This is a genomic window from Allobosea sp. UC22_33, assembly GCF_042700715.1.
GTDB lineage: Bacteria > Pseudomonadota > Alphaproteobacteria > Rhizobiales > Beijerinckiaceae > Allobosea.
This window is the reverse complement of record NZ_CP170556.1, coordinates 5,181,027-5,200,218: the sequence shown is the minus strand read 5'-3', so window position 1 is coordinate 5,200,218 and position 19,192 is coordinate 5,181,027. Positions and strand designations below refer to the sequence as shown.

At 63.2% G+C, this 19,192-nt stretch carries 15 protein-coding genes; 8 read left to right on the top strand and 7 right to left on the bottom strand.

The window, feature by feature from the left end; all coding sequences use genetic code 11:
- Window positions 1-147: 147 nt before the first annotated feature.
- From ACFJGT_RS25185 to ACFJGT_RS25165, 5 genes are all read right to left on the bottom strand, one after another.
- A complete protein-coding gene (locus ACFJGT_RS25185; RefSeq protein ID WP_377844042.1) occupies window positions 148-1,269 on the bottom strand; it encodes a phosphatidylserine/phosphatidylglycerophosphate/cardiolipin synthase family protein in 1,122 nt (373 codons plus the stop codon).
- Between the two features lie 248 nt (window positions 1,270-1,517).
- Complete coding sequence (locus tag ACFJGT_RS25180) at window positions 1,518-3,407, bottom strand: AI-2E family transporter (RefSeq protein WP_377844040.1); 1,890 nt, start codon at window positions 3,405-3,407, stop codon at window positions 1,518-1,520.
- A 65-nt stretch (window positions 3,408-3,472) separates the two neighbouring features.
- Window positions 3,473-5,065: a glucan biosynthesis protein gene (locus ACFJGT_RS25175; protein ID WP_377844038.1), complete on the bottom strand. Its 1,593-nt coding sequence runs from the start codon at window positions 5,063-5,065 to the stop codon at window positions 3,473-3,475.
- Between the two features lie 346 nt (window positions 5,066-5,411).
- Entirely contained in the window at window positions 5,412-5,804 is a 393-nt protein-coding gene (locus tag ACFJGT_RS25170) for a hypothetical protein (protein WP_377844036.1), read from the bottom strand.
- Window positions 5,805-6,142: 338 nt separating this feature from the next.
- Window positions 6,143-6,559 (bottom strand): DUF1236 domain-containing protein, encoded by a 417-nt coding sequence (locus tag ACFJGT_RS25165; protein WP_377844033.1) that lies wholly within the window; start codon window positions 6,557-6,559, stop codon window positions 6,143-6,145.
- Window positions 6,560-7,009: 450 nt separating this feature from the next.
- Here ACFJGT_RS25165 and ACFJGT_RS25160 point away from each other — a divergent pair, with 450 nt between their 5' ends.
- On the top strand, window positions 7,010-7,234 hold the full coding sequence (locus ACFJGT_RS25160; RefSeq protein ID WP_377844031.1) for a hypothetical protein: 225 nt from the start codon (window positions 7,010-7,012) through the stop codon (window positions 7,232-7,234).
- A 301-nt stretch (window positions 7,235-7,535) separates the two neighbouring features.
- Here the strand turns inward: ACFJGT_RS25160 and ACFJGT_RS25155 are convergent, their stop codons facing one another.
- Window positions 7,536-8,219: a TetR/AcrR family transcriptional regulator gene (locus tag ACFJGT_RS25155; protein ID WP_377844029.1), complete on the bottom strand. Its 684-nt coding sequence runs from the start codon at window positions 8,217-8,219 to the stop codon at window positions 7,536-7,538.
- 219 nt (window positions 8,220-8,438) lie between these two features.
- Between ACFJGT_RS25155 and ACFJGT_RS25150 the strand changes: the two genes are divergently transcribed.
- The 5 genes from ACFJGT_RS25150 to ACFJGT_RS25130 all read left to right on the top strand — a co-directional run bounded on the left by ACFJGT_RS25150 (window position 8,439) and on the right by ACFJGT_RS25130 (window position 15,068).
- Complete coding sequence (locus tag ACFJGT_RS25150) at window positions 8,439-9,332, top strand: NAD(P)/FAD-dependent oxidoreductase (protein WP_377849072.1); 894 nt, start codon at window positions 8,439-8,441, stop codon at window positions 9,330-9,332.
- Window positions 9,333-9,351: 19 nt separating this feature from the next.
- Complete coding sequence (locus ACFJGT_RS25145) at window positions 9,352-9,825, top strand: methyltransferase family protein (protein WP_377844027.1); 474 nt, start codon at window positions 9,352-9,354, stop codon at window positions 9,823-9,825.
- Window positions 9,826-9,905: 80 nt separating this feature from the next.
- Window positions 9,906-10,751: an alpha/beta fold hydrolase gene (locus tag ACFJGT_RS25140; RefSeq protein ID WP_377844025.1), complete on the top strand. Its 846-nt coding sequence runs from the start codon at window positions 9,906-9,908 to the stop codon at window positions 10,749-10,751.
- An 88-nt stretch (window positions 10,752-10,839) separates the two neighbouring features.
- Window positions 10,840-11,958: an efflux RND transporter periplasmic adaptor subunit gene (locus tag ACFJGT_RS25135; RefSeq protein ID WP_377849071.1), complete on the top strand. Its 1,119-nt coding sequence runs from the start codon at window positions 10,840-10,842 to the stop codon at window positions 11,956-11,958.
- Window positions 11,955-15,068, top strand: a complete 3,114-nt coding sequence (locus ACFJGT_RS25130; protein ID WP_377844023.1) for an efflux RND transporter permease subunit — start codon at window positions 11,955-11,957, stop codon at window positions 15,066-15,068. Before ACFJGT_RS25135 ends, ACFJGT_RS25130 begins: the two co-directional genes overlap by 4 nt.
- A gap of 329 nt (window positions 15,069-15,397) precedes the next feature.
- On the opposite strand, the gene gcvA is transcribed toward ACFJGT_RS25130, so the two are convergent.
- Window positions 15,398-16,273 carry a transcriptional regulator GcvA gene (gene gcvA, locus ACFJGT_RS25125; RefSeq protein WP_377844021.1) on the bottom strand — a complete coding sequence of 292 codons (876 nt, stop codon included), beginning with the start codon at window positions 16,271-16,273 and terminating at the stop codon, window positions 15,398-15,400.
- Window positions 16,274-16,453: 180 nt separating this feature from the next.
- Between gcvA and ACFJGT_RS25120 the strand changes: the two genes are divergently transcribed.
- Both ACFJGT_RS25120 and ACFJGT_RS25115 read left to right on the top strand, forming a co-directional pair.
- Window positions 16,454-17,869, top strand: a complete 1,416-nt coding sequence (locus ACFJGT_RS25120; RefSeq protein WP_377844019.1) for an amidase — start codon at window positions 16,454-16,456, stop codon at window positions 17,867-17,869.
- A gap of 63 nt (window positions 17,870-17,932) precedes the next feature.
- Complete coding sequence (locus ACFJGT_RS25115; RefSeq protein WP_377844016.1) at window positions 17,933-19,174, top strand: MFS transporter; 1,242 nt, start codon at window positions 17,933-17,935, stop codon at window positions 19,172-19,174.
- Window positions 19,175-19,192 lie beyond the last annotated feature (18 nt).

The following is a 19,192-nucleotide window of genomic DNA, read 5'->3' as shown; positions in this document are numbered from 1 at the left end:
GAACTCTCCCTCGCGGGTTTGTCGCAGACTTTGGCACAGCGGCTCGTCGAGCAGGTGACACGTTGTTGGCCCGATGTCCACAAAATGGCAGCAGGCCAGATAGGTGATCTAGCCTGTAGACGGCAGCGGGCAAGGTGAATCAAAGGTCTAAATTTGTGATCGAGCCAGACTGGACACCCAGTCCGAGACCTTCTGCCCCGTCGAGCGGCCTTGCCAATCCGAGAAGGTGTAAGGTTTCGAGGCCGCCGCATCCTTGTCGAGCAGGGCGGTCTGGGCGCGGGCGAATTCCCGATCGAACAGATTGATATTGGCCTCGTCATTGAGTCTGAGAGCGCGATCGTCGACGTTCGTCGACCCGACCGAAGTCCAGATGTCGTCGACGATGACTAGCTTGCAGTGGAAGAAGGTCGGCTGATATTCGCTGATCTTCACGCCGGCCTGGAGGAGATCCCCCCAAAGGTGCCGTGACGCCTTCCTGACGATGCGCGCATCGGTCTGTGATCCAGGGACGATGATTTGGATGTCGACGCCGCGCTGGCGGGCTTCAAGAAGCTGCCTGCGCGTGAGCTCGTCGGGCACGAAATAAGGCGTCGCGATCCGGATATTCTTTTGCGCAGCGGCAAGCGCCGTCATGAGCATGAGATGCATGACGTTGCGTTGATGTGTGGAGCTTATAACCACCTGCGTACCGCGCTCGCCGGTTGAGCTTATTTTGGGGAAAAAGCGGTCCCCCAATAGCAGTTCGCCGGTCGCCTCGATCCAGTGCTCCGCGAACGCCGCCTGAAACTCCGCCGCTGCGGGCCCCTCCACGCGGTAGTGATTGTCGCGCCACTCACTCGGCGAACGAGCATCGCCATTCCACTCGTCGGCTATACCGACACCGCCCGTAAAGCCGATGCGGCCATCGATGATCAGCAGCTTTCGGTGAGTCCGATTGTTAATCCGGTCCAGCGTATACCAGGTGACCGGGCGGAACCGGACGACCTCAACGCCTGCATCCCGCATCCGCTGGATGAGGCGCTCGTCCATCGGCAGGCTGCCGACCCAATCGAGCAGCACCTTTACGCTGAGGCCCTCCCGGGCCTTGATCGACAGGGCATCGGCAAAATCTTCGGCAATGGCGCCGCGCCAATAGATATAAGTCTCGAAGCTGATCGTCTGCCGTGCTTCGCGGATGGCGCGCAGCATCGCTGGGAAAATCTGAATGCCGTTGGCCAGCGTGTCGACCCGATTGCCGGGGATGTAACTCGACCCGAAGAGAGCCCCCATCGATGTTCTGAGCTGTTCATCCGAGGAAGCCAGGTGATGGGGAAGCGGTTGTCTCAGCTCCTGCGGCTCCGGGAGAAGCGTGAAGGCCGCCAGGCATCCCAACGCTCCGAGCGCAGCCGATATCATCGCAACCCAAAGAGGGTGTCTTCGCCACTTCACGACCACCTCGTAGAAATGCAGTCCAGCGCGTCGATTGAGGCGAGCATCCTCGCCCTCTGATTATGCCGCATCATGTTTCGTGGCCAAGGTCAGGCAGGCTCGGCAGACTCCTCGCAGGGATGTTTCCACCGTGTCGCCCGGGGCTTGAAGATCCGACGCGAGGCTCGAGTCGAGCGAGAATTGCCCGACACGAGCGCCGCGGTCGGGACCCGGCGCCGCAGGCGCCTGACGGCATACTTGATGTGGGCCGCCCCCTGCGGGCCGATGAAGCAAACGCAGATCAAGGCGGGGCTTTGCTTGGCGAGACGTTCCAGACCTGTGGTCAACAGAGTGGTTGGAGGTAGCGCATCAGCAGCTAATCCATGCTTGCCTAGTATCTGGCTCAACATCAGCGCGGCAGCCTCATCGAGCTGCGACCTCGCGCCTATGCAGACGACACGATCGCTACCCTGGAATGCCTCTTTAAGGTCAGTCGCGCCGAGCACCGGCAAGTCCGAGGTTCCTTCGCTTTCGTCGGTCTGTTCGACGGCCGCCTCGCTCTCGGGATCGGACGTCGCATCTGTCAATTCTGGGCGGCGATCCTCATGATCAGACAGATCCTCCACGACCTCCCGAATGCTCGCGAGGATCTGGTTTCGCCGAGACGCGTCGAGGACACCACGGGCCTCGTCCGCAGCGGCCAGGCGCAGTCCTTCGAGCGCCACCTCGTCGTAATAGGCGGATAGCGAGCGCTCTTTGAGCACCTCCTCAGCCTTGTCGGCTGCTTCCGCGGGGTCTCCAGCCAGAATTCGCTGATAAAAAATCTCTGGAGCCGATAAGGCAGGTCGATCTCCCAGCATCACGTCCAGAAATTCCAGTCTTTCGACATGCCGGCCAAGGACGACGAGACAAACGGTCAAGGGTGTCGCCAAAACCAGCCCGATGGGCCCCCATAGCCAAGTCCAGAATGTCGCGGCGACCACGATGGCGACGGGCGAGAGCCCGGTAGAGCGGCCATAGGCCAGCGGCTCGATCACATGCCCGGCGAGGGGCTCGGCGATCACGAACAACGCCGCCGTCCACGCGAGCATCGTCCAACCGGGATCGACCGATGCGGCGATCACCATCGGAAAAACGGCCGAGAGGACGGCGCCGAGATAGGGAATGAATCGTAGGATCGCCGCCAAAATTCCCCAGAGCAGAGCGCTGGGAACGCCGATGGCGGCAAGGCCGCAACCGATCACCACGCCGAACCCGGCGTTGACGATAAGCTGGGTGAGAAACAGGCGGCTGAGGCGCTTGCCGGCGTCATCGAATGCGGCCGTCGTCTTCTGCAGATCATAGGTGCCGGTCAATCGGATGAACCGGTTTCGCAGGTCTTCACGCTTCAACAGGATGAATACCACGAAGATGAGCACGATTCCGGTTGTCGTCAGAGGGTGGATCAGCGGAGCCAGAAAGGCCTGCAGCGTTTGGATAGCGCCGGGCTCCGGCTGATGCACTTCGACCGGGATCGGGCGTCCGTCCCGCGCGGGACCTGGGGTTCCATTTGAGGCAGGAGCTTCTGCCTTCGGACGATCGAGTTCCTTACCCAAGTCTTGCAAGACATCCGCGGCCCGGCTCAAAACCCCGCTTCCAGCGCCCGAGCCTTTCAAGGCGGCAATCTTGGCGCGGATAGTGTTTTGATAGGTCGGCAGCTCACTCGCCAATTGCGTCGCCTGGCCAACCATAGCCATCGTCAAGGCCGCCAGCGTTGCAAACGCAATCAGGACGACGACAAAAACGGCCAGCGCTCGTGGCACGCGCAGCTTCTGCAGACCTTTGACCAGCGGAGCCAGGACGAAGCTGAACAGGATCGCGAGCGCCACCGGGACGAACACCTCGCGGCCGAAATAAAGCGCAGCGACGATAAATACCCCGATGGCTACGTTCGAGACGACGTCAGCAGGGGATCTTGCCGATGGAGCCGCAATGGTAGGAGTAACCTCAATCGCGGGCATCGATGGTTTCCTTCATTCTGGACGCCGGCATGAAACGGTCGACGACGGGCAGCCGTCCGGAGAACCTATTTCTTCGACGATTGCAGCGCGGCGGCGTCGCCGGGAGGCACCGACCAGGTCGCAGTCCAGGTCTCGCTCAGGGTTCGATTGCGCGCCCTGAGAAACATGCGAAGCTCGGCGGACTGGCCGTCCGGCAACGTCGCGTCGACGATGGCACGCGCCCCCTTCAAGGGGGCATTGAAGGTCAGGATCTTCGTGGTGATCGTCCCGGCCGTCGTCGTAGCGACGAGCTCGAGGCGATCGGGTTCGTTCTGATAGTAGGCGAGATCGCCGCCGGCGAAATCGACGATGAAGCGCTTCGTGCCCTTGCCTTCGGCAACGCCGTCCTCGATGTCGGAGCCGTTGAAGGTCTGTTGCACCTGCGCGTGCGGGTGCAGGTTCCACGTCGTCGAGATCGCCGAGATGCGGTAGCGGAACTCGGCCGCCTGGCCGCTCGGCAGCGGCTTGCTCGGCGTCCAGCACGCTACGATGTTGTCGAACGCCTCGTTGTCCGTCGGGATTTCGATGAGATCGATCCGGCCTTCGCCCCAATCGCCCTGTGGCTGGACCCAGTAGCCCGGTCGCGCATCGTAGCGTGCTTCCAGGTCCTGATAGCTGCCGAAGTCGCGGTCGCGCTGCATCAGGCCGAAGCCGCGTGGGTTCTTGTCGCCGAAGCTCGATATGCGCAGCGCCTTGGGATTGCGAATGGGCCGCCAGATCCATTCTCCGCCGCCGGACTGCAGCATCAGCCCATCCGAATCGTGGATTTCAGGGCGGAAATCGGTTCTCTGGCCGAGATCACCCTCGCCAGCCTGGAACATCGAGGTCAGCGGCGCGATGCCGATCCGCTCGATCTCCCGGCGCGGGATGATCGTCGCGGTGACGTCCATATGGGTTTCGCGGCCCGGACGGACGACATAGCGAAAGGCCCCGGCGACCGACGGGGAATCGAGCAGGGCGTAGATGACGAGCTCTGTGGTGTCGCGTGACGGCTCCTCTACCCAGAGCGCCCGCATGAACGGGAATTCCTCCGGACCTTCGCCGCCGACATTCAGCGCCAGAGAGCGCGCCGACAGGCCGTAGCGGTGCCCCCGGCCGATCAACCGGAAATAGCTCGCGCCCAGGAAGGAGATGACCTCGTCCTGCACCTTCGGGTCGTTCAGGTTGGTGGTGACGGCGAAACCGGCGAAGCCCAGCGCCGGCGAGAGGCCCTTGGGGACGGGCACCTTGCCGTATTCGAACAGGCCGGTCGTGAACGGGATCGGGATCGCGTTGCCGTGGTTGATGATGTGAACCTGGACCGGCTTGTTGTGCAGGAAGCCGAGATGGAAGGGCAGCAGGCGGAAATCCGATCCGTTCTCGCGCCAGAAGGCCTTGTCGCGGCGAAACCGGATTTCGCGATAGCTGTCATAGGTCAGGTTCGAGAGCTCGGCCGGGATCTTGGCGCTCTCCGCATCGAAGGGCTGCCTGGCCAGGGCCGTCGCCTGCTGGACGACATCGTCATAGCCGAAGCCCTTCGTCGCTCCCGTTGGCGCTTGGGCGTTCACGACACTGCGGCCTGCCAGCAAGGCGGCGCTGGACAGCAAGGCGAGCAGTGCGCGGCGAGACGGTGAATACAAGGATGATCCCCCCGAGTTTCGACCCATATCGTTCCGCCTATCCTAGAACGCTACTAAAGAACGGGAGTTCCGGAGCGTGCCTTCCTTGCTGAGCTTAGCGCCAATCTGCTCCCGCCCGTTTATTGGGGGATGGGATAAACCACCCTCACTTTGCGCTCTTTGCTCTCGGGCCTAGCCGGCTCACCTGCCGCCTCAACAGCTGCGATAGAAGATTGAGATCTGGCGCTTACCGACGCTGAGCTAAGACGTGTGCCGAGTTCGAACCCTGCAACCGCGGCGCCGTGGTTCCTCGCGCCTCTGTCCGATGCTTGAGCGGCATTGCAGCCAGCAATAATGGCAAAGAAGACTAATGCCAGAGGGCGCATGTTGTGCCTCGCGATAGACTGATGTGAGCGAATGAGACGAGCGCCGCATCGCGGCGCTCAAGAAATAATGGATAGCCACCGGCCATCCTTCCGGCTGCCGTCAATTGACCTCGTGTCACCTTGCGCGTGAGACGATCCCCGTAGGCATTGGTGTGGGTTACCCTCTTGGTGACGCGCGTCGCGCCGTGTCGCCCGACCTCGCGCTGAACAACGACTTTGCGCCCAGTCTGCCGATGCCCGTGGCGCCAGCCGCGATGCAGGCCGTTGTCAACATGGCGTCGTTCCTTGACGATGACGGTCTCTGCCGAAGCCGGCGCAGCACCAATTGGGAAGGCCAGGAAGGTCAAGGGAGCAAGCAGCAGATACTTCTTCATCGGTGCGCTCCCGGTTTTTTATCGTGGATCCGGCATAACTGCCGCTGTTTCGAATGGTTCCAAACAGAACCAAATCTCGGCATCGCCCCGCGGTTGTCCCACTCCCGCGCGGCTAGCGGGCGCTTTCCGGCAATTGGCGAGAGCCGGTTTGGGCACAATAAAACCCTGGTTCACAGAGCGGCGAAGCTGATGCGTGAAGCGGCGCTCATGAGGCTGCCGGTCACCCTTACGAATGACCGGGCTTGCGGATCAGGCCACTAGTCAGGCGCACGTCGCGGTATCCCGACGAGCCATCGTTGGATCGCGACGTTAGACGTCGCGCAGAGCGCGTCCGCTGATCAGTCGATGACCTGCACAATGCGGCCCGTTGCGGGATCAACCAGGACGGTGCGGTCGTTGACGACGGTGTAACGATAGTCTGTGGCACCATACTCGCTCGGCACCTCGTAGTAGGTCACGCCCTGGCGCGGCAACGTGGCCCCGACGACGACAGGCTCAGCGTAGGTATACGACGGCCGGCGCTGTTCCGCGACATAGGTTCTGAAGCGCGGCGTATTGTCGCCAATGATGGCGCCGACGACCGCGCCACCTACGCCACCGACAACGGCCCCGACTGGACCACCGACAATGGCTCCTCCAATGGCTCCAGTGGCCAAGCCGCTGGCGGCACCGCCCTGAGCACCCTGCGGATTTTGCGCGAGCGCTATCACGGGGACAGCCGCGAGAGCCGCGGCAAGAACGATGTGCTTGATCATGACGATAACCTCCGCCTGCCGATCACTGAGACAACCCCGCGGCCTAACAGGTTCGGAACCAACTTTATTATTCAAAAATAGTTCCGTGAATTAAATAATTCTGAAATGTAGACCGCCATTCACGCGACTTCAGCTACAATAATCGGGCGAACAAATAGTAAAAGATATGAACGACAGGTGAAGTATTCGTTCACATTGCATTGTGCCGCCCGGGCGCGTCATTGAGTTTCACAAGCGAGGAAACACCGATGCGCAATCTCATGTTCGCTGCCGCTATGGCATTCGGGGCGTTCGCAGCGGGGCCGGCCATGGCAGCACCGGTCTCGTCGAATGCGGGTCTAGCTGCGCCCACCGACGTCGAGGCCGCGCAGTACTATCGTGCGGACCGCGCCTGGCGTCCGGTTCGCCGCCATTGGGACCGCCCAGGCAGAGGATACGGTCGCCGTTTCCATGGACCGCCGCCGCACGCCCGTGCCTATGGCCGGCGCAGCCATGACCGGGGCTACTATCGCTATTGACCAGCGGCATACGTTCGCCCGGAAGCGCACCCCGCTTCTGGGCGAACGTTTTCAGCATATGCGATCGAATTTCGTCTCACTGAATCCAACAACGCAGCCTTTCCGGCCGTTCTCAAGGAGCCTCGCGAGCGCTGCCAATCTTTGGACGATTTTTTGACTTTCCCGGCGAGTGCAACACCAGATTGGAGATCGCTGGTGCGACTCTTATGGCAAGCTTCGCTTGAGAGAGCCCAGTGACCGCCTCGGCCAAAGCTGGCGCGGTCACTCACAGATGATCGATTGCAGGCGATGTTGCGGTCGTGACGCCTTTTGTCCGGCAGGTCCCATTTCGGGCGAAGCATCAGCGTCAGCAATTGGCGCAGCACGGCTATGCCAAGATGCAGAGCAACCCTTTCATACAGCGCCAGCGCTTCCAGCTTTCCCCTTTAATCGACTGCCCACTAGCTCTCTAACATTCACTAGCTCGCGCCTCCTTGTGAAGCGTTCTCTGCTTGGCGCTCGCTGCGACGGTCGGTTCCGCCGTGCGCAGCGATGAACATGGCAACAGCCGACTGGCAGTAGGACCGGATCTCGTCCTCATCTTTCGCTCTGCGCTCATCGAAGCGGGCGATCATCAGAAGATCGGACCCCTTGATGAGCGCGGCGAACAAGCGGGCGGAGCGCTTGGGGTCAGGCACTTGCAAAACGCCCTTCCCGTGCATCTGACGCAGCAGGGCCTCGATCTGGGCCATGACATGAGAGGCGCCAGCTTCGAAGAAGAGCCTGCTCAGCGCCGCCTGGCTCGTCTTGTCGCCCATGATCATCGCCTCGACGTTGAGAACGTCCGGGCTCTGCAGCGATCGGAGCAGGGCTGAGCCTACCGCATCGAGTTGATCTTCGGCCGAACCCTCAACATCCGCGAATAAGGCTGCCGGCGTCAGCTGCTGGCAGCGTGCCGCCACGGCTGCACTGAACAGCGCCTCCTTGTTCTCGAAGTGCCGATAGATGCTGAGCTTGGAGATTTTCGCCCGTTTGGCGACCTTGTCCAAGGTCGTCGCCTGGAACCCCAGCTCCACGAAGAGTTCGCCTGCGGCGTCAACGATGGTTTGGCGTAGCGCCTCGTTGACCGGCCGGCCCCGGCGACCTTGCCCATTCTCGCTCACGATAATTTTGGTCCTTGACAGTATCGTAATTCGTAAAATACGATACCACTCAGTTTCATATATGTGCAAGCACGATCAAGCGAACGCCGAGCAAGGCAAACCATGGACCGCCGAACCCTACTGAAGCTGGCCGCCGTTTCAGCCATCGGCATGGACGGCGCCAAGGCCGACGCCCAGCAGAACCAATCCCCCTTTATCCGCAGTACGGAGCCGACCATCATGGACGACGTCATCATCATCGGAGGCAGCTTCGCCGGTCTCGCCGGCGCCCTGCAACTCGGGCGTGCCCGTCGCAAGGTGACTGTTCTCGATACCGGCTTGCCTCGGAACCGCTTCGCCGGGCACTCGCATGGCATGCTCGGCCACGATCACAAGCCGCCGCTCGATATCTTGGCCGAGGCGCGGCGCCAGCTAGCGCGCTATCCCACGATCAAGCTGGTCGACGCCCGAGCCGACAGCATCTCCGGCGCCATCGACGATTTCTCTGTCAGCACGAGCGGGGGCGAAGGCCTAAGGGCACGCCGCCTTATCCTAAGCTATGGCATCGTCGATCAGATGCCCGATGTTCCGGGCTTTGCGGAGGGCTGGGGCACTTCAATCGTACCTTGCCCCTATTGCGATGGCTTCGAAGTCGCCGGTCAGCATTGGGGCCTCGTCTGGTCCGGCCCACAGTCGCACAATCAGGCCAGACTATTCCACGACTGGACCGACAGGCTGACGCTCTTCGCTGACGGTCACGACATTCCTTCTGATATCCGGGCCGACTTGGCGAGTCGTAACATTCCTGTCGTCGATGGCCGGATCGGCGCAATCGTCCATCCCGGCGGCCATAGCGCTATCGTCACGATCGAGCCCGGGTCGGATGTCGCGGTCGATATCCTGTTCGCACATCCGCGGACGAAGCCGTCAGCAAGCCTGCATGATGCACTCGGCCTAGCAACCGTCAACACACCAACCGGCATCGCATTGAAGGTCGACGAGCGCCGCGAGACCAGTCTGCCCGGCATCTACGCCGCCGGCGACCTGGCCAACCCCGGGATGCCGTCGGTCACCACGGCGACATGGCAAGGCGCGACGGCCGGGATCTTCGCGCAGCAGTCGATGGTGGCTTGAGGTCGAAGGCGAGATCACCATGGCCGCCGAACCCGACAGCGCCGGAGTGCGCTTCCCTCCACCCTTCATCTATCTCGGAGCGCTTTTGCTGGGATTGGCGGCGGAGCGGTTCGTCCCGCTGCGTTCGTTCGGGATCGACCGGCATTGGGTGATCGGAGCGGGCGCGCTGCTAGTGATTGCAGGCGCAGCGCTGATGCTCTCGGCGGCGGGGCTGTTCCGGCGGCTTGGGACCAACGTTCGTCCGTCTCGGCCAACCAAACTCATCGCGAAGACCGGCCCTTATCGGTGGACCCGCAACCCGATGTATCTCGGCATGGCGCTCACCCACGCCGGCCTTGCGATCGGCCTCGACGGGCCGATCGCCTTGGCCTTGCTCCCCTTGGTGCTGATTGTGATCCAGACCCGGGTGATAGCCCGCGAGGAGCGCTATCTCGAAGCCAAGTTCGGCGCCGACTACCGACAATACAAGGCCGAGGTTCGCCGCTGGCTCTGACGAGGCCACTGCCGCGCGCTCCAGAACCGCCGGGTCTCTCATCAGACCCTCGGCTGACCTCCTTCGGAGAACCCACGGACATGGAATTCGAGCACGTCTCATTCGATCTGCCGCATGGCACCTTCCACGCGCTTCGGGGCGGCGATCCCGATGGTCGACCGACGCTCTTTCTGCACGGCTTCCCCGACCACCCGCCGACCGCGAAACCACTCCTGACCGAGCTCGGCCGTCGTGGACGGCGCGTCCTCGCGCCCTGGCTTCGGGGTTACTCGCCGTCGCCGACAACAGGGCCGTTCGACTTTGCGGCCCTGACCAGCGACGTGCTCGCCCTGATCGACCACTGGTCCCCGGGACGGGCGGTGGACCTGGTCGGCCACGACTGGGGGGCGATGATCACCTACGACGCCTGCGTCACCGCGCCTGAGCGGATCCGACGCGCGGTCACGCTGGCGATTCCGCACCCGCTCACGTTCATGAGGCAGTTGACCCGCCCCGCTCAGCTGCGCCGAAGCTGGTACATGGGGCTATTCCAATTGCCGGGAAGCGGTTGGCTGGCCGCCGCCCAGGATCTCGCCCTCATCGACCACCTCTGGCGGCAGTGGTCGCCCGGCTTCTCGCTGGAGCCCTCCCTCAAGGTGGAACTGCACCGGCACCTGCGCGCCAGCATGCCTTCGCCCCTGAAGTACTACCGGGCGATGCTTCGGCCCGGCATGCTGGGGGCGACGCGCCGCCTGTCTCGGCCGATCCCGGTGCCCCTCCTTCAGCTCCATGGGGCGGACGATGGCTGCATAATGTCTTCGCAGGTCGACGACCGGCACCGCTTCGCCGACCGGCGCGACGTGCAGGTAGTCCCGGGCGTCGGACACTTCCTCCACATCGAAGCCCCCGAGGCGATCGCGGAACGCATCGTGCAATGGGCCGAGTAGCCGAACGCGCCGCGAGGCGACGACCGACCGGGCGTCCCTCGGCTTCGCAATTCAATGCAGCGCTTCGTGATCCGGGAGATCGCCGATGATGCCTAGATCCAAGCTTCTGTTCGCCTCCGCGGGGGTCCTGGCCGCCGCCGGACTCGGCGCGGCCGCGTTGCTGGTGGTGCCGCGATCGCCCGTATCGGCGCCAGTCGACCCACGCAGCAACCCTCCCTTCGTGCGCGTTGCCGTGACGACCTCGGCGTCGGGCGCGGAGCGACGGTTCACAGGCGTCGTCGCCGCACGGGTCCAGAGCAGTCTCGGCTTCCGCGTCCCGGGCAAGATCGTCGAGCGGATGATCAACGTCGGCCAGCCGGTCAAGGCGGGCCAGCCGCTCATGCGCATCGACGAGACCGATCTCAGGTTGGCCCTAACGGCGAAGCGCAACGCCGCGGCGGCCGCGCGGGCCGTGCTGACGCAGGCCACCTCGGACGAGGCGCGCTATGCTATCCTGGTCAAGAACGGATTTGCCTCAAGTCCGCAGCGCTACGAGCAGGCAAAGGCTGCCCTCGACACCGCGACCGCCCAAGCCGCGGCGGCAGAAGCCGAGGCCCGGGTGGCCGAGAACGAACTCGGCTATTCCGTCATACTCGCCGATGCGGACGGCATTGTCGTCGAGACGCTCGGCGAGCCCGGCCAGGTCGTCGCCGCCGGGCAGGTCGTCATCCGGGTGGCTCAGGCGGGCCCGCGCGAGGCCGTCGTCTCGCTGCCCGAGACCGTCAGGCCCGCGATCGGATCTGAGGCCGACGCGACGCTCTACGGCATCAGTGGGCGTCATTTCCGCGCCCTCCTGCGTCAACTCTCCGACTCGGCCGATCTCCAAACGCGGACCTACGAAGCCCGCTACGTCCTCGACACCGAGGCCTCCGTCGCGCCGCTTGGCGCGACCGTCACGGTCCGCGTCTCGGCTTCGAGTGTGGAGCCGGAGGTCGAGGTGCCGCTGGGGGCCGTGCTCGACGACGGGCAGCGCACCGGCGTCTGGCGTCTCGACGAAGCCGGAACGGCCGTGGCCTTCCAGCCGATTCGGATCGTCCGCGTCACCAGCGAGACGGCGATCGTCTCAGGGCTGGAAGAGGGTCGCAAAATTGTCTCGCTCGGTGCGCACCTGCTGCGCGAAGGCCAGCAGGTCAGAACCTTCTCGGATGTTAAGGCGGCCTCGCGATGAGCCTGAACCTTTCCGCGCTCGCCGTCCGCGAGCGGTCTGTCACGCTTTTCCTGATCATCCTGTTCGTCGCGGCGGGCGCCTTCGCATTCCTCCGCCTCGGCCGCGCGGAAGACCCCAGTTTCACCATCAAGACGCTGACGGTCACCGCGGTCTGGCCCGGCGCGACCGCGCGCGAAATGCAGGACCTCGTCGCCGAACCGCTCGAAAAGCGGCTCCAGGAGCTGGCCTTCTACGACCGGGTCGAAACCACGACGCGTCCGGGCTACGCCTACCTGACGGTCAATCTGAAAGACTCGACCCCGCCGTCGCGGGTTCAGGAGGAGTTCTATCAGGCCCGCAAAAAGCTCGCCGACGAGGCGCGCAACCTGCCGCAGGGCGTGCTCGGACCCTTCGTCAACGACGAGTATTCCGACGTCAGCTTCGCCCTTTATGCTCTAAAGGCGAACGGGCTGCCGATGCGCGAACTCGCGCGGCAGGCCGAGACGATCCGGCAAGACCTGCTGCACGTGCCGGGCGTCAAGAAGGTCAACATAATGGGCGAGCGCCCGGAGCAGATCTTTGTCGAGTTCTCCTATGCCCGGCTCGCGACGCTCGGCGTCTCCGCCCAGGATATCGTCACGGCACTACAGCGTCAGAACACCGTCACGCCTGCGGGCTCCGTCGACACGCAGGGACCGCGGGTGTTCATCCGGGTCGACGGCGCGTTCGATGGCGTCCAGGCGATCGCCGACACTTCGATCGTCGCCGGCGGGCGCACGCTCAAGCTCTCCGACATTGCCGATGTCCGCCGCGGCTATGAAGACCCGCCGGGCTTCGTCATCCGCCACCAGGGCGAGCCGAGCCTGATACTTGCCGCAGTCATGCAGGATGGCTGGGACGGGCTCGCCCTCGGTAAGGCGATGGAGGAGATGACCGCCGCCATCGGCGCCACTCTGCCGCTCGGCATGTCGCTCGAAAAGGTCACCGACCAAGCGGTCAACATCAAGGCCTCAGTCGACGAGTTCATGATGAAGTTCGCGATGGCGCTCGGCGTCGTGCTGCTCGTCAGCCTGCTCAGTCTCGGCTGGCGCGTCGGGATCGTTGTCGCGGCCGCGATCCCGCTTACGCTCGCGGTCGTGTTCTTCATCATGCTGGAAACCGGCCGCTTCTTCGACCGGATCACGCTCGGCGCGCTCATCCTCGCGCTCGGCCTGCTCGTCGACGACGCGATCATCGCGATCGAGGTGATGGTCGTGAAGATGGAAGAGGGCATGGACCGCATCAAAGCGGCCGCCTACGCCTGGAGCCATACCGCGGCGCCGATGCTGTCAGGTACGCTCGTGACGATCGCGGGCTTCCTCCCGGTGGGTTTCGCCTCCTCCACCGCCGGCGAATATGCAGGCAATATCTTCTGGGTCGTCGGCTTCGCGCTGATCGTCTCCTGGATTGTGGCCGTGATCTTCACGCCTTATCTCGGCGTGAAGATGCTGCCCGAGATCAAGCCCGTCGCTGGCGGCCATGCGGCGATCTACGACACGCCAAACTATCGCCGCCTGCGTGGCCTCATCACCTTCGCGGTCGACCACAAAGTCCTGACCTGCGCGGTCGTCGGCTTGGCCTTTGCCCTTTCGATTGTCGGGATGGGAGGACTGAAGCAGCAATTCTTCCCGACGTCCGACCGCCCCGAGGTGCTGGTCGAGATCAGGTTGCCCGAGGGCAGCAGCATCGAGAGCACCATGGCGGCCGTCAAAAAGGTCGAGGGCTGGCTCAAGCAGCAGCCCGAAGCGAATATCGTCACGAGCTATGTCGGGCAGGGCGCGCCGCGGTTCTTCCTCGCCCTGTCACCGGAACTGCCGGACCCGGCGTTCGCCAAGATCGTCGTGCTCACGCCCGATGCCAAGACGCGCGAAATACTCAAGCAGAGGCTTAGAGAGGAGGTCTCGAACGGCCTCGCACCCGAAGCCTATGTGCGCGCCACGCAATTCGTGTTCGGGCCGCCTTCGGTCTTTCCGGTAGAATTCCGCATCGTCGGACCTGACCCGGCCGAACTCTATCGGATCTCTGAGAAAGCGCTGCAGATCATGCGGACGGTGCCCGACGTGCGGGAGGCCAATCGCGACTGGGGCAATCGCGTGCCCGTACTGCGCTTCGTGCCCGATCAGGACAGGCTCAATCTCATCGGCCTTTCGCCCGCACAGGTCGGCCAGCAGCTCCAGTTCCTGCTCAGCGGCGTACCGGTTACCCAGGTCCGCGAGAACATCCGCAACGTGGCGGTCATGGCGCGCAGCGCCGGGGCCGAGCGCCTCGACCCGACACGTCTCGCCGACTTCTCGCTGACCAGCCGCGACGGAAGGCAGATCCCGCTCGACCAAATCGGCCGCGCCGAGATCCGCCACGAGGAGCCGCTTCTCAAGCGCCGCGACCGGATGCCGACGATTACGGTGCGGTCCGAGATCAACGAGGCGACCCAGCCTCCCGAGGTCTCGAAGCAGGTGCTCTCCGCGCTACAGCCGCTGATCGCCTCGCTCCCGGCCGGCTACCGCATCGACATGGGCGGCTCGATCGAGGAAGCCGCAAAGGCCAACGACGCGCTGGCGAAAATCTTCCCGCTGATGATCGCCGTCACCCTGATCGTGGTGATGCTTCAGGTACGCTCATTTTCGATGATGACGATGGTGCTGTTCACCGCGCCGCTGGGCCTCATCGGCGTCGTTCCGACGCTGCTCGCCTTCAACCAGCCCTTCGGCTTCAACGCGATCCTCGGTCTGATCGGGCTCGCCGGAATCCTGATGCGCAACACGCTGATCCTGACTGACCAGATCAAGGAGAACCAACTCGCAGGGCTGGACGATTACCAAGCCGTGATTGAGGCTACCGTCCAGCGCACACGGCCGGTTATCCTCACGGCACTTGCGGCCGTCCTCGCCTTCGTTCCGCTGACTCACTCTGTGTTCTGGGGCTCGATGGCCTACACGCTCATCGGTGGCACGGCAGTCGGAACCGTACTGATCCTGCTGTTCCTGCCGGCACTCTATGCCGCTTGGTTCAGGGTGAAGCGCGCCGGCGGCTCGCTTGATCCCCGCAACAGCAGCCCGCCGCCTAACCATGCACTCATCCAACCCGCAGAATAGGGACGATCCCCCCAAAAACCGCTCGTAGCTTAGAGGACCGGTGTGTTGTTGGTGGTCGGTTCGCTTCACCTGATGAGCTTCAGCTAGCGCGATTTCAACGTCACCTTGGGCTGTCCCGACATCGCATCGGCCCGCGTAGCTTGGACACTTTAACATCGCGGGCGAAGGTCCGCTTTCCGCGCGTGATTGGATGTCCGCTATTGGCGCTAGCTCGCTGTCGCCAATGGCAATTTCCCACCACCCTAACCGGGCCTTGGTCAGTTGAAGCGTGGATATTTACTCTCTGCTGAAGTCAGTACCTGAGGATGTAACTCCGTCCCCTCTTGCCGTCATGTGTTCAAGATCCAATCCCGGAACGCTGCGATCTTGGGCTGCTGCTGTCGGTTATCCGGACAGACGAGATAGTAGGCAAACTCCTCCATTCGAGCGGGCGGAAACAACTGGATCAAACGCTCGTCGCGCAGTTCATCCTCAAGCAGGGCAGCCGGGAGCAGTCCCGCGCCTTGACCGGCGAGCACCGCTTTTAGCAAGAGGCCGCTGTCATCGAAGGAGAGGCCACGCGCAGTCGTCCTTTCAGCAACGCCGTGCTTGTCAAACCACAGGCTCCAGCCCTTTCGTTCGGCATCGTGAACCTGCGGCCAACGCACGAGATCCGATGGCCGATTCGGACGGCCGGCTCGGTCGATCAGATCGGGGGTGGCCACGGCGATCATCTCGACCGTGACGACGCGGTCGCTGCGAAGTCCGGGATATCGGCCCATCCCATGGCGGATCGCAACATCCGTGTCCGAGCGAGAAAAATCAACCAGTGCATTGCTGGTGACGATCTGCAGATCGATGCTGGGCTGCGCCGTTCGAAAGGATGACAATCGCGGCACCAGCCATGCCGATGCAAAAAAGGGCGTGGTGCTGACCGTGAGCAGCCCAGAATCCAGCTGGGCTGCGATCCGCTCGGATGCACCGGCGATCTGGCGGAACGCATTGCGTATCGATGGCAGATAATCGCGGCCCGCGTCAGTCAGAAAAATCCCTCGCGTCACCCGCTCAAAGAGCTTCACGCCGAGATTTTCCTCCAGAACCCGGATCATCTGGCTGACGGCCCCCGGCGTCACGCACAATTCCTCCGCGGCCAGTTTGATCGAGAGGTGGCGGGCAGCGGCCTCGAATGCCTTCAGCGCGTTAAGGGGAGGCAATCGACGCGGCATGAATTAGAAAATCTGATTCATCAAGGTTAAGTCTTCTGGTTTGCCCAAGCAGCGAGCGTCAAGATAATTCATGCCGCGATCAAGCGTCAATGCTGCACGCAAGCCACCTAGAATCGCATGAATTCTAAATCATAGGCTGTCGTACCCGAACGTGCGTGACCGCTGGAGAGGTTGGATCTGATGTCTTTCAACGTGGAGTTCTGTGGTCTCACAGAGGTCGGAGAGCTTATCGCTCGCCGCGCCATCGCCTCAAAGGATGTCACCGAGGCACTCCTTTCGCGCATTCGGCGTCTGGATGGTCAATTGCGGGCTTATGCACGCGTCCTGGACGAGAGCGCCCTCCGCCAGGCGGAGATTGCCGACCGCGAGATCGAGGCGGGAATCCACCGGGGCCCACTCCATGGCGTTCCCATGGCCGTAAAGGACCTGTGCTGGATCAGGGGCGTCGCAACGGCGGCCGGCACCGTGGTCCATAAGGACTATGTGCCGGCGCGCGATGCGACCGTCGTGCGAAAGCTCATCGACGCAGGGGCAGTGCTGATCGGCAAGACCCAGCTCACCGAGGGGGCGTATTCCGACTACCACCCATCGATTCCGCCAGTGCAAAACCCATGGAACGGCAACTATTGGGCGGGCATCTCCTCCAGTGGATCAGCGGTCGCGACCGCCGCCGGCCTGTGCTTCGGCGCCATCGCGTCCGACACGGGCGGGTCGATCCGCTGGCCCTCGGCCGCCAACGGCGTCAGCGGCCTGAAGCCGACCTGGGGGCGCGTCAGCCGTTATGGGACATTCGACCTCGCTCCCTCGCTCGACCATATCGGCCCGGTCGCCCGGAACGTCATCGACGTCGCGGCGATCCTCAAGGTCATGGCCGGACACGACCCTAATGACTCCACGACGAGCGTTCGTCCGGTTCCCGAATACCTGACCGACGCAAGCGCGAATATACGCGGCAAGCGTATCGGGATCGACCCGCACTGGAACTCCGAAGACGTCGACGATTGGACACAGGCCGCACTGACGGAAGCCTGCGCGATATTCTCGAACCTGGGCGCCGAGCTCGTCGAGGTGTCATTTCCCGATGTCCGCCAGATCGTGGCGGACTGGACGCCGAACTGCGCGGTTGAAGCGGCAGTTGCCCATCAAGCGGCCTATGCCCTCCATAAGGAACAGTATGGCGCCATCCTATCGTCCGTCATCGAGAACGGAATGGCCGTTTCGGGGATGGCCTATCAGGAAATCCTTCTTCGCCGCGCGGCATTCCGTGGCCAGGTCGAGGCCCTACTATCATCGGTCGACGCCATCCTGACGCCCGTCCATCCTTTCGCGCCGCTCACGCTGAAGACGATCGCAACCCTTGGCGAGCAGCCGGAGCTGATCGCCAAGCTGCAACGCTACACCTGCCCCTTCAACATGAGCGGCCATCCAACGCTGGCCTTCCCCGGGAGCGCTTCGGTGGAAGGCATGCCCATCGGCCTGCAATTGATCGCTGCCGAGTTCGACGAAAGCGCGCTTCTTGCTCTCGGCGCAGCGTTTCAGGGCGCAACGTCCTGGCATCGTCGTCAACCGGGCCTCAGTGGCCCGCCGCGATCCTAAGGTCTTGGGAGCGGCCCGCATATCGCACGCCGAGACGGCTCGGCCCGCCAACAGAGGATAATCATGAACCTGGAAAGGCCATCGACGATTTTTTACGGCTGGCTTGTGGTCGCCGCAGCCTTCGTCATAACCTTCGTCGGCTTCGGGAGCGCATACACATTCAGCTCGTTCCTAGACTCGCTCCAGCACGAGTTCGCGGCATCGCGCGGCTCGGTCTCGGCGGTTTTTTCGCTGGCCGGATTTATGTACTTCTCGCTCGGCATCGTTTCCGCGCCGCTCGCGGATCGACTCGGCGTGAAGGCGCTTTCCGCAATCGGAATGACGCTAGTCGGCCTCGGCCTCATTCTGGCCGGACAGGCGCAAACCATTCTCCAGGTCTATGCGGCTTATAGCATCGGTATCGGCGTCGGCGTCGGCTGTGCCTATGTGCCCACACTTGGCGCTGTGCAACGCTGGTTCGTCGAGCGCCGTGGTCTCGCATCCGGGTTGGCGGTCAGCGGCATTGGCGTCGGGACGCTCGTGATGCCGCCGTTCGCGCTTTGGCTGATCGCGGACATCGGCTGGCGCAACGCCTACACCACGCTCGGCGTCCTCGCGATCGTGGTCGGCCTGGCGGCGGCGTTCGTCATGGAGGACGAGCCAGGCCGCCGCGGCCTGCAGCCCGACGGCATCACACGTACCATCGTCGTTGGCTCCCTGCAGGCGGGCAACGATACGCCCGTGGGCCAAGCAATCCGGACGCGACGATTTGCGGGGCTCTATCTTGCGTCGTTCCTGAGCGCGCTTGGTGTCTTCGTACCGTTCGTGCATCTCGCGCCCTACGCGGTCGACCATGGTGTTCCCGCTTCGGCGGCAGTCTGGCTGCTTGGTGCCATCGGCATCGGCAGCACGATCGGCCGCTTCTTCCTCGGCGGCATCGCGGACAGGATGGGCCGCGAGAGCTTCCTGATCGCCATGTATATCGGCATGGCCGCATCACTTCCGACCTGGATCCTTGGTGGCTCCTTGAGCCAGCTCATACTGTTCGCGTTGATCTTCGGTCTCTTCTACGGAGGGTGGGTCGCGATTTTACCAGCAGTGGTCGCCGATCTGTTCGGTGCGCGTCATGCCGGCCGCATCATCGGGGTGCTCTATTCGAGCGTTGCCCTAGGCACGCTCGTTGGCCCAGGCGCGGCAGGCTTCATCTACGATCGCAGCCATAGCTACGTCATACCCATTGCCGTCAGCGCCGTCGCAAACGCCGGTGCCGCTGCCGTCATGTTTCTGGCGGCACGTCGAGCCTCCGCTGGCAGGGTGAGCAGATGAGCCAATTCATCCCACCCG

What these genes read in the sequence shown, in the direction of transcription:
- ACFJGT_RS25135 (WP_377849071.1), top strand. Translation starts at nt 10,840, where the DNA reads ATGCCTAGATCCAAGCTTCTGTTCGCCTCCGCGGGGGTCCTGGCCGCC.
- ACFJGT_RS25180 (WP_377844040.1), bottom strand. Translation starts at nt 3,407, where the DNA reads ATGCCCGCGATTGAGGTTACTCCTACCATTGCGGCTCCATCGGCAAGA.
- ACFJGT_RS25165 (WP_377844033.1), bottom strand. Translation starts at nt 6,559, where the DNA reads ATGATCAAGCACATCGTTCTTGCCGCGGCTCTCGCGGCTGTCCCCGTG.
- ACFJGT_RS25115 (WP_377844016.1), top strand. Translation starts at nt 17,933, where the DNA reads ATGAACCTGGAAAGGCCATCGACGATTTTTTACGGCTGGCTTGTGGTC.
- ACFJGT_RS25160 (WP_377844031.1), top strand. Translation starts at nt 7,010, where the DNA reads ATGGACCGCCGCCGCACGCCCGTGCCTATGGCCGGCGCAGCCATGACC.
- ACFJGT_RS25145 (WP_377844027.1), top strand. Translation starts at nt 9,352, where the DNA reads ATGGCCGCCGAACCCGACAGCGCCGGAGTGCGCTTCCCTCCACCCTTC.
- gcvA (WP_377844021.1), bottom strand. Translation starts at nt 16,273, where the DNA reads ATGCCGCGTCGATTGCCTCCCCTTAACGCGCTGAAGGCATTCGAGGCC.
- ACFJGT_RS25170 (WP_377844036.1), bottom strand. Translation starts at nt 5,804, where the DNA reads ATGAAGAAGTATCTGCTGCTTGCTCCCTTGACCTTCCTGGCCTTCCCA.
- ACFJGT_RS25185 (WP_377844042.1), bottom strand. Translation starts at nt 1,269, where the DNA reads ATGGGGGCTCTCTTCGGGTCGAGTTACATCCCCGGCAATCGGGTCGAC.
- ACFJGT_RS25130 (WP_377844023.1), top strand. Translation starts at nt 11,955, where the DNA reads ATGAGCCTGAACCTTTCCGCGCTCGCCGTCCGCGAGCGGTCTGTCACG.
- ACFJGT_RS25140 (WP_377844025.1), top strand. Translation starts at nt 9,906, where the DNA reads ATGGAATTCGAGCACGTCTCATTCGATCTGCCGCATGGCACCTTCCAC.
- ACFJGT_RS25150 (WP_377849072.1), top strand. Translation starts at nt 8,439, where the DNA reads ATGGACGACGTCATCATCATCGGAGGCAGCTTCGCCGGTCTCGCCGGC.
- ACFJGT_RS25120 (WP_377844019.1), top strand. Translation starts at nt 16,454, where the DNA reads ATGTCTTTCAACGTGGAGTTCTGTGGTCTCACAGAGGTCGGAGAGCTT.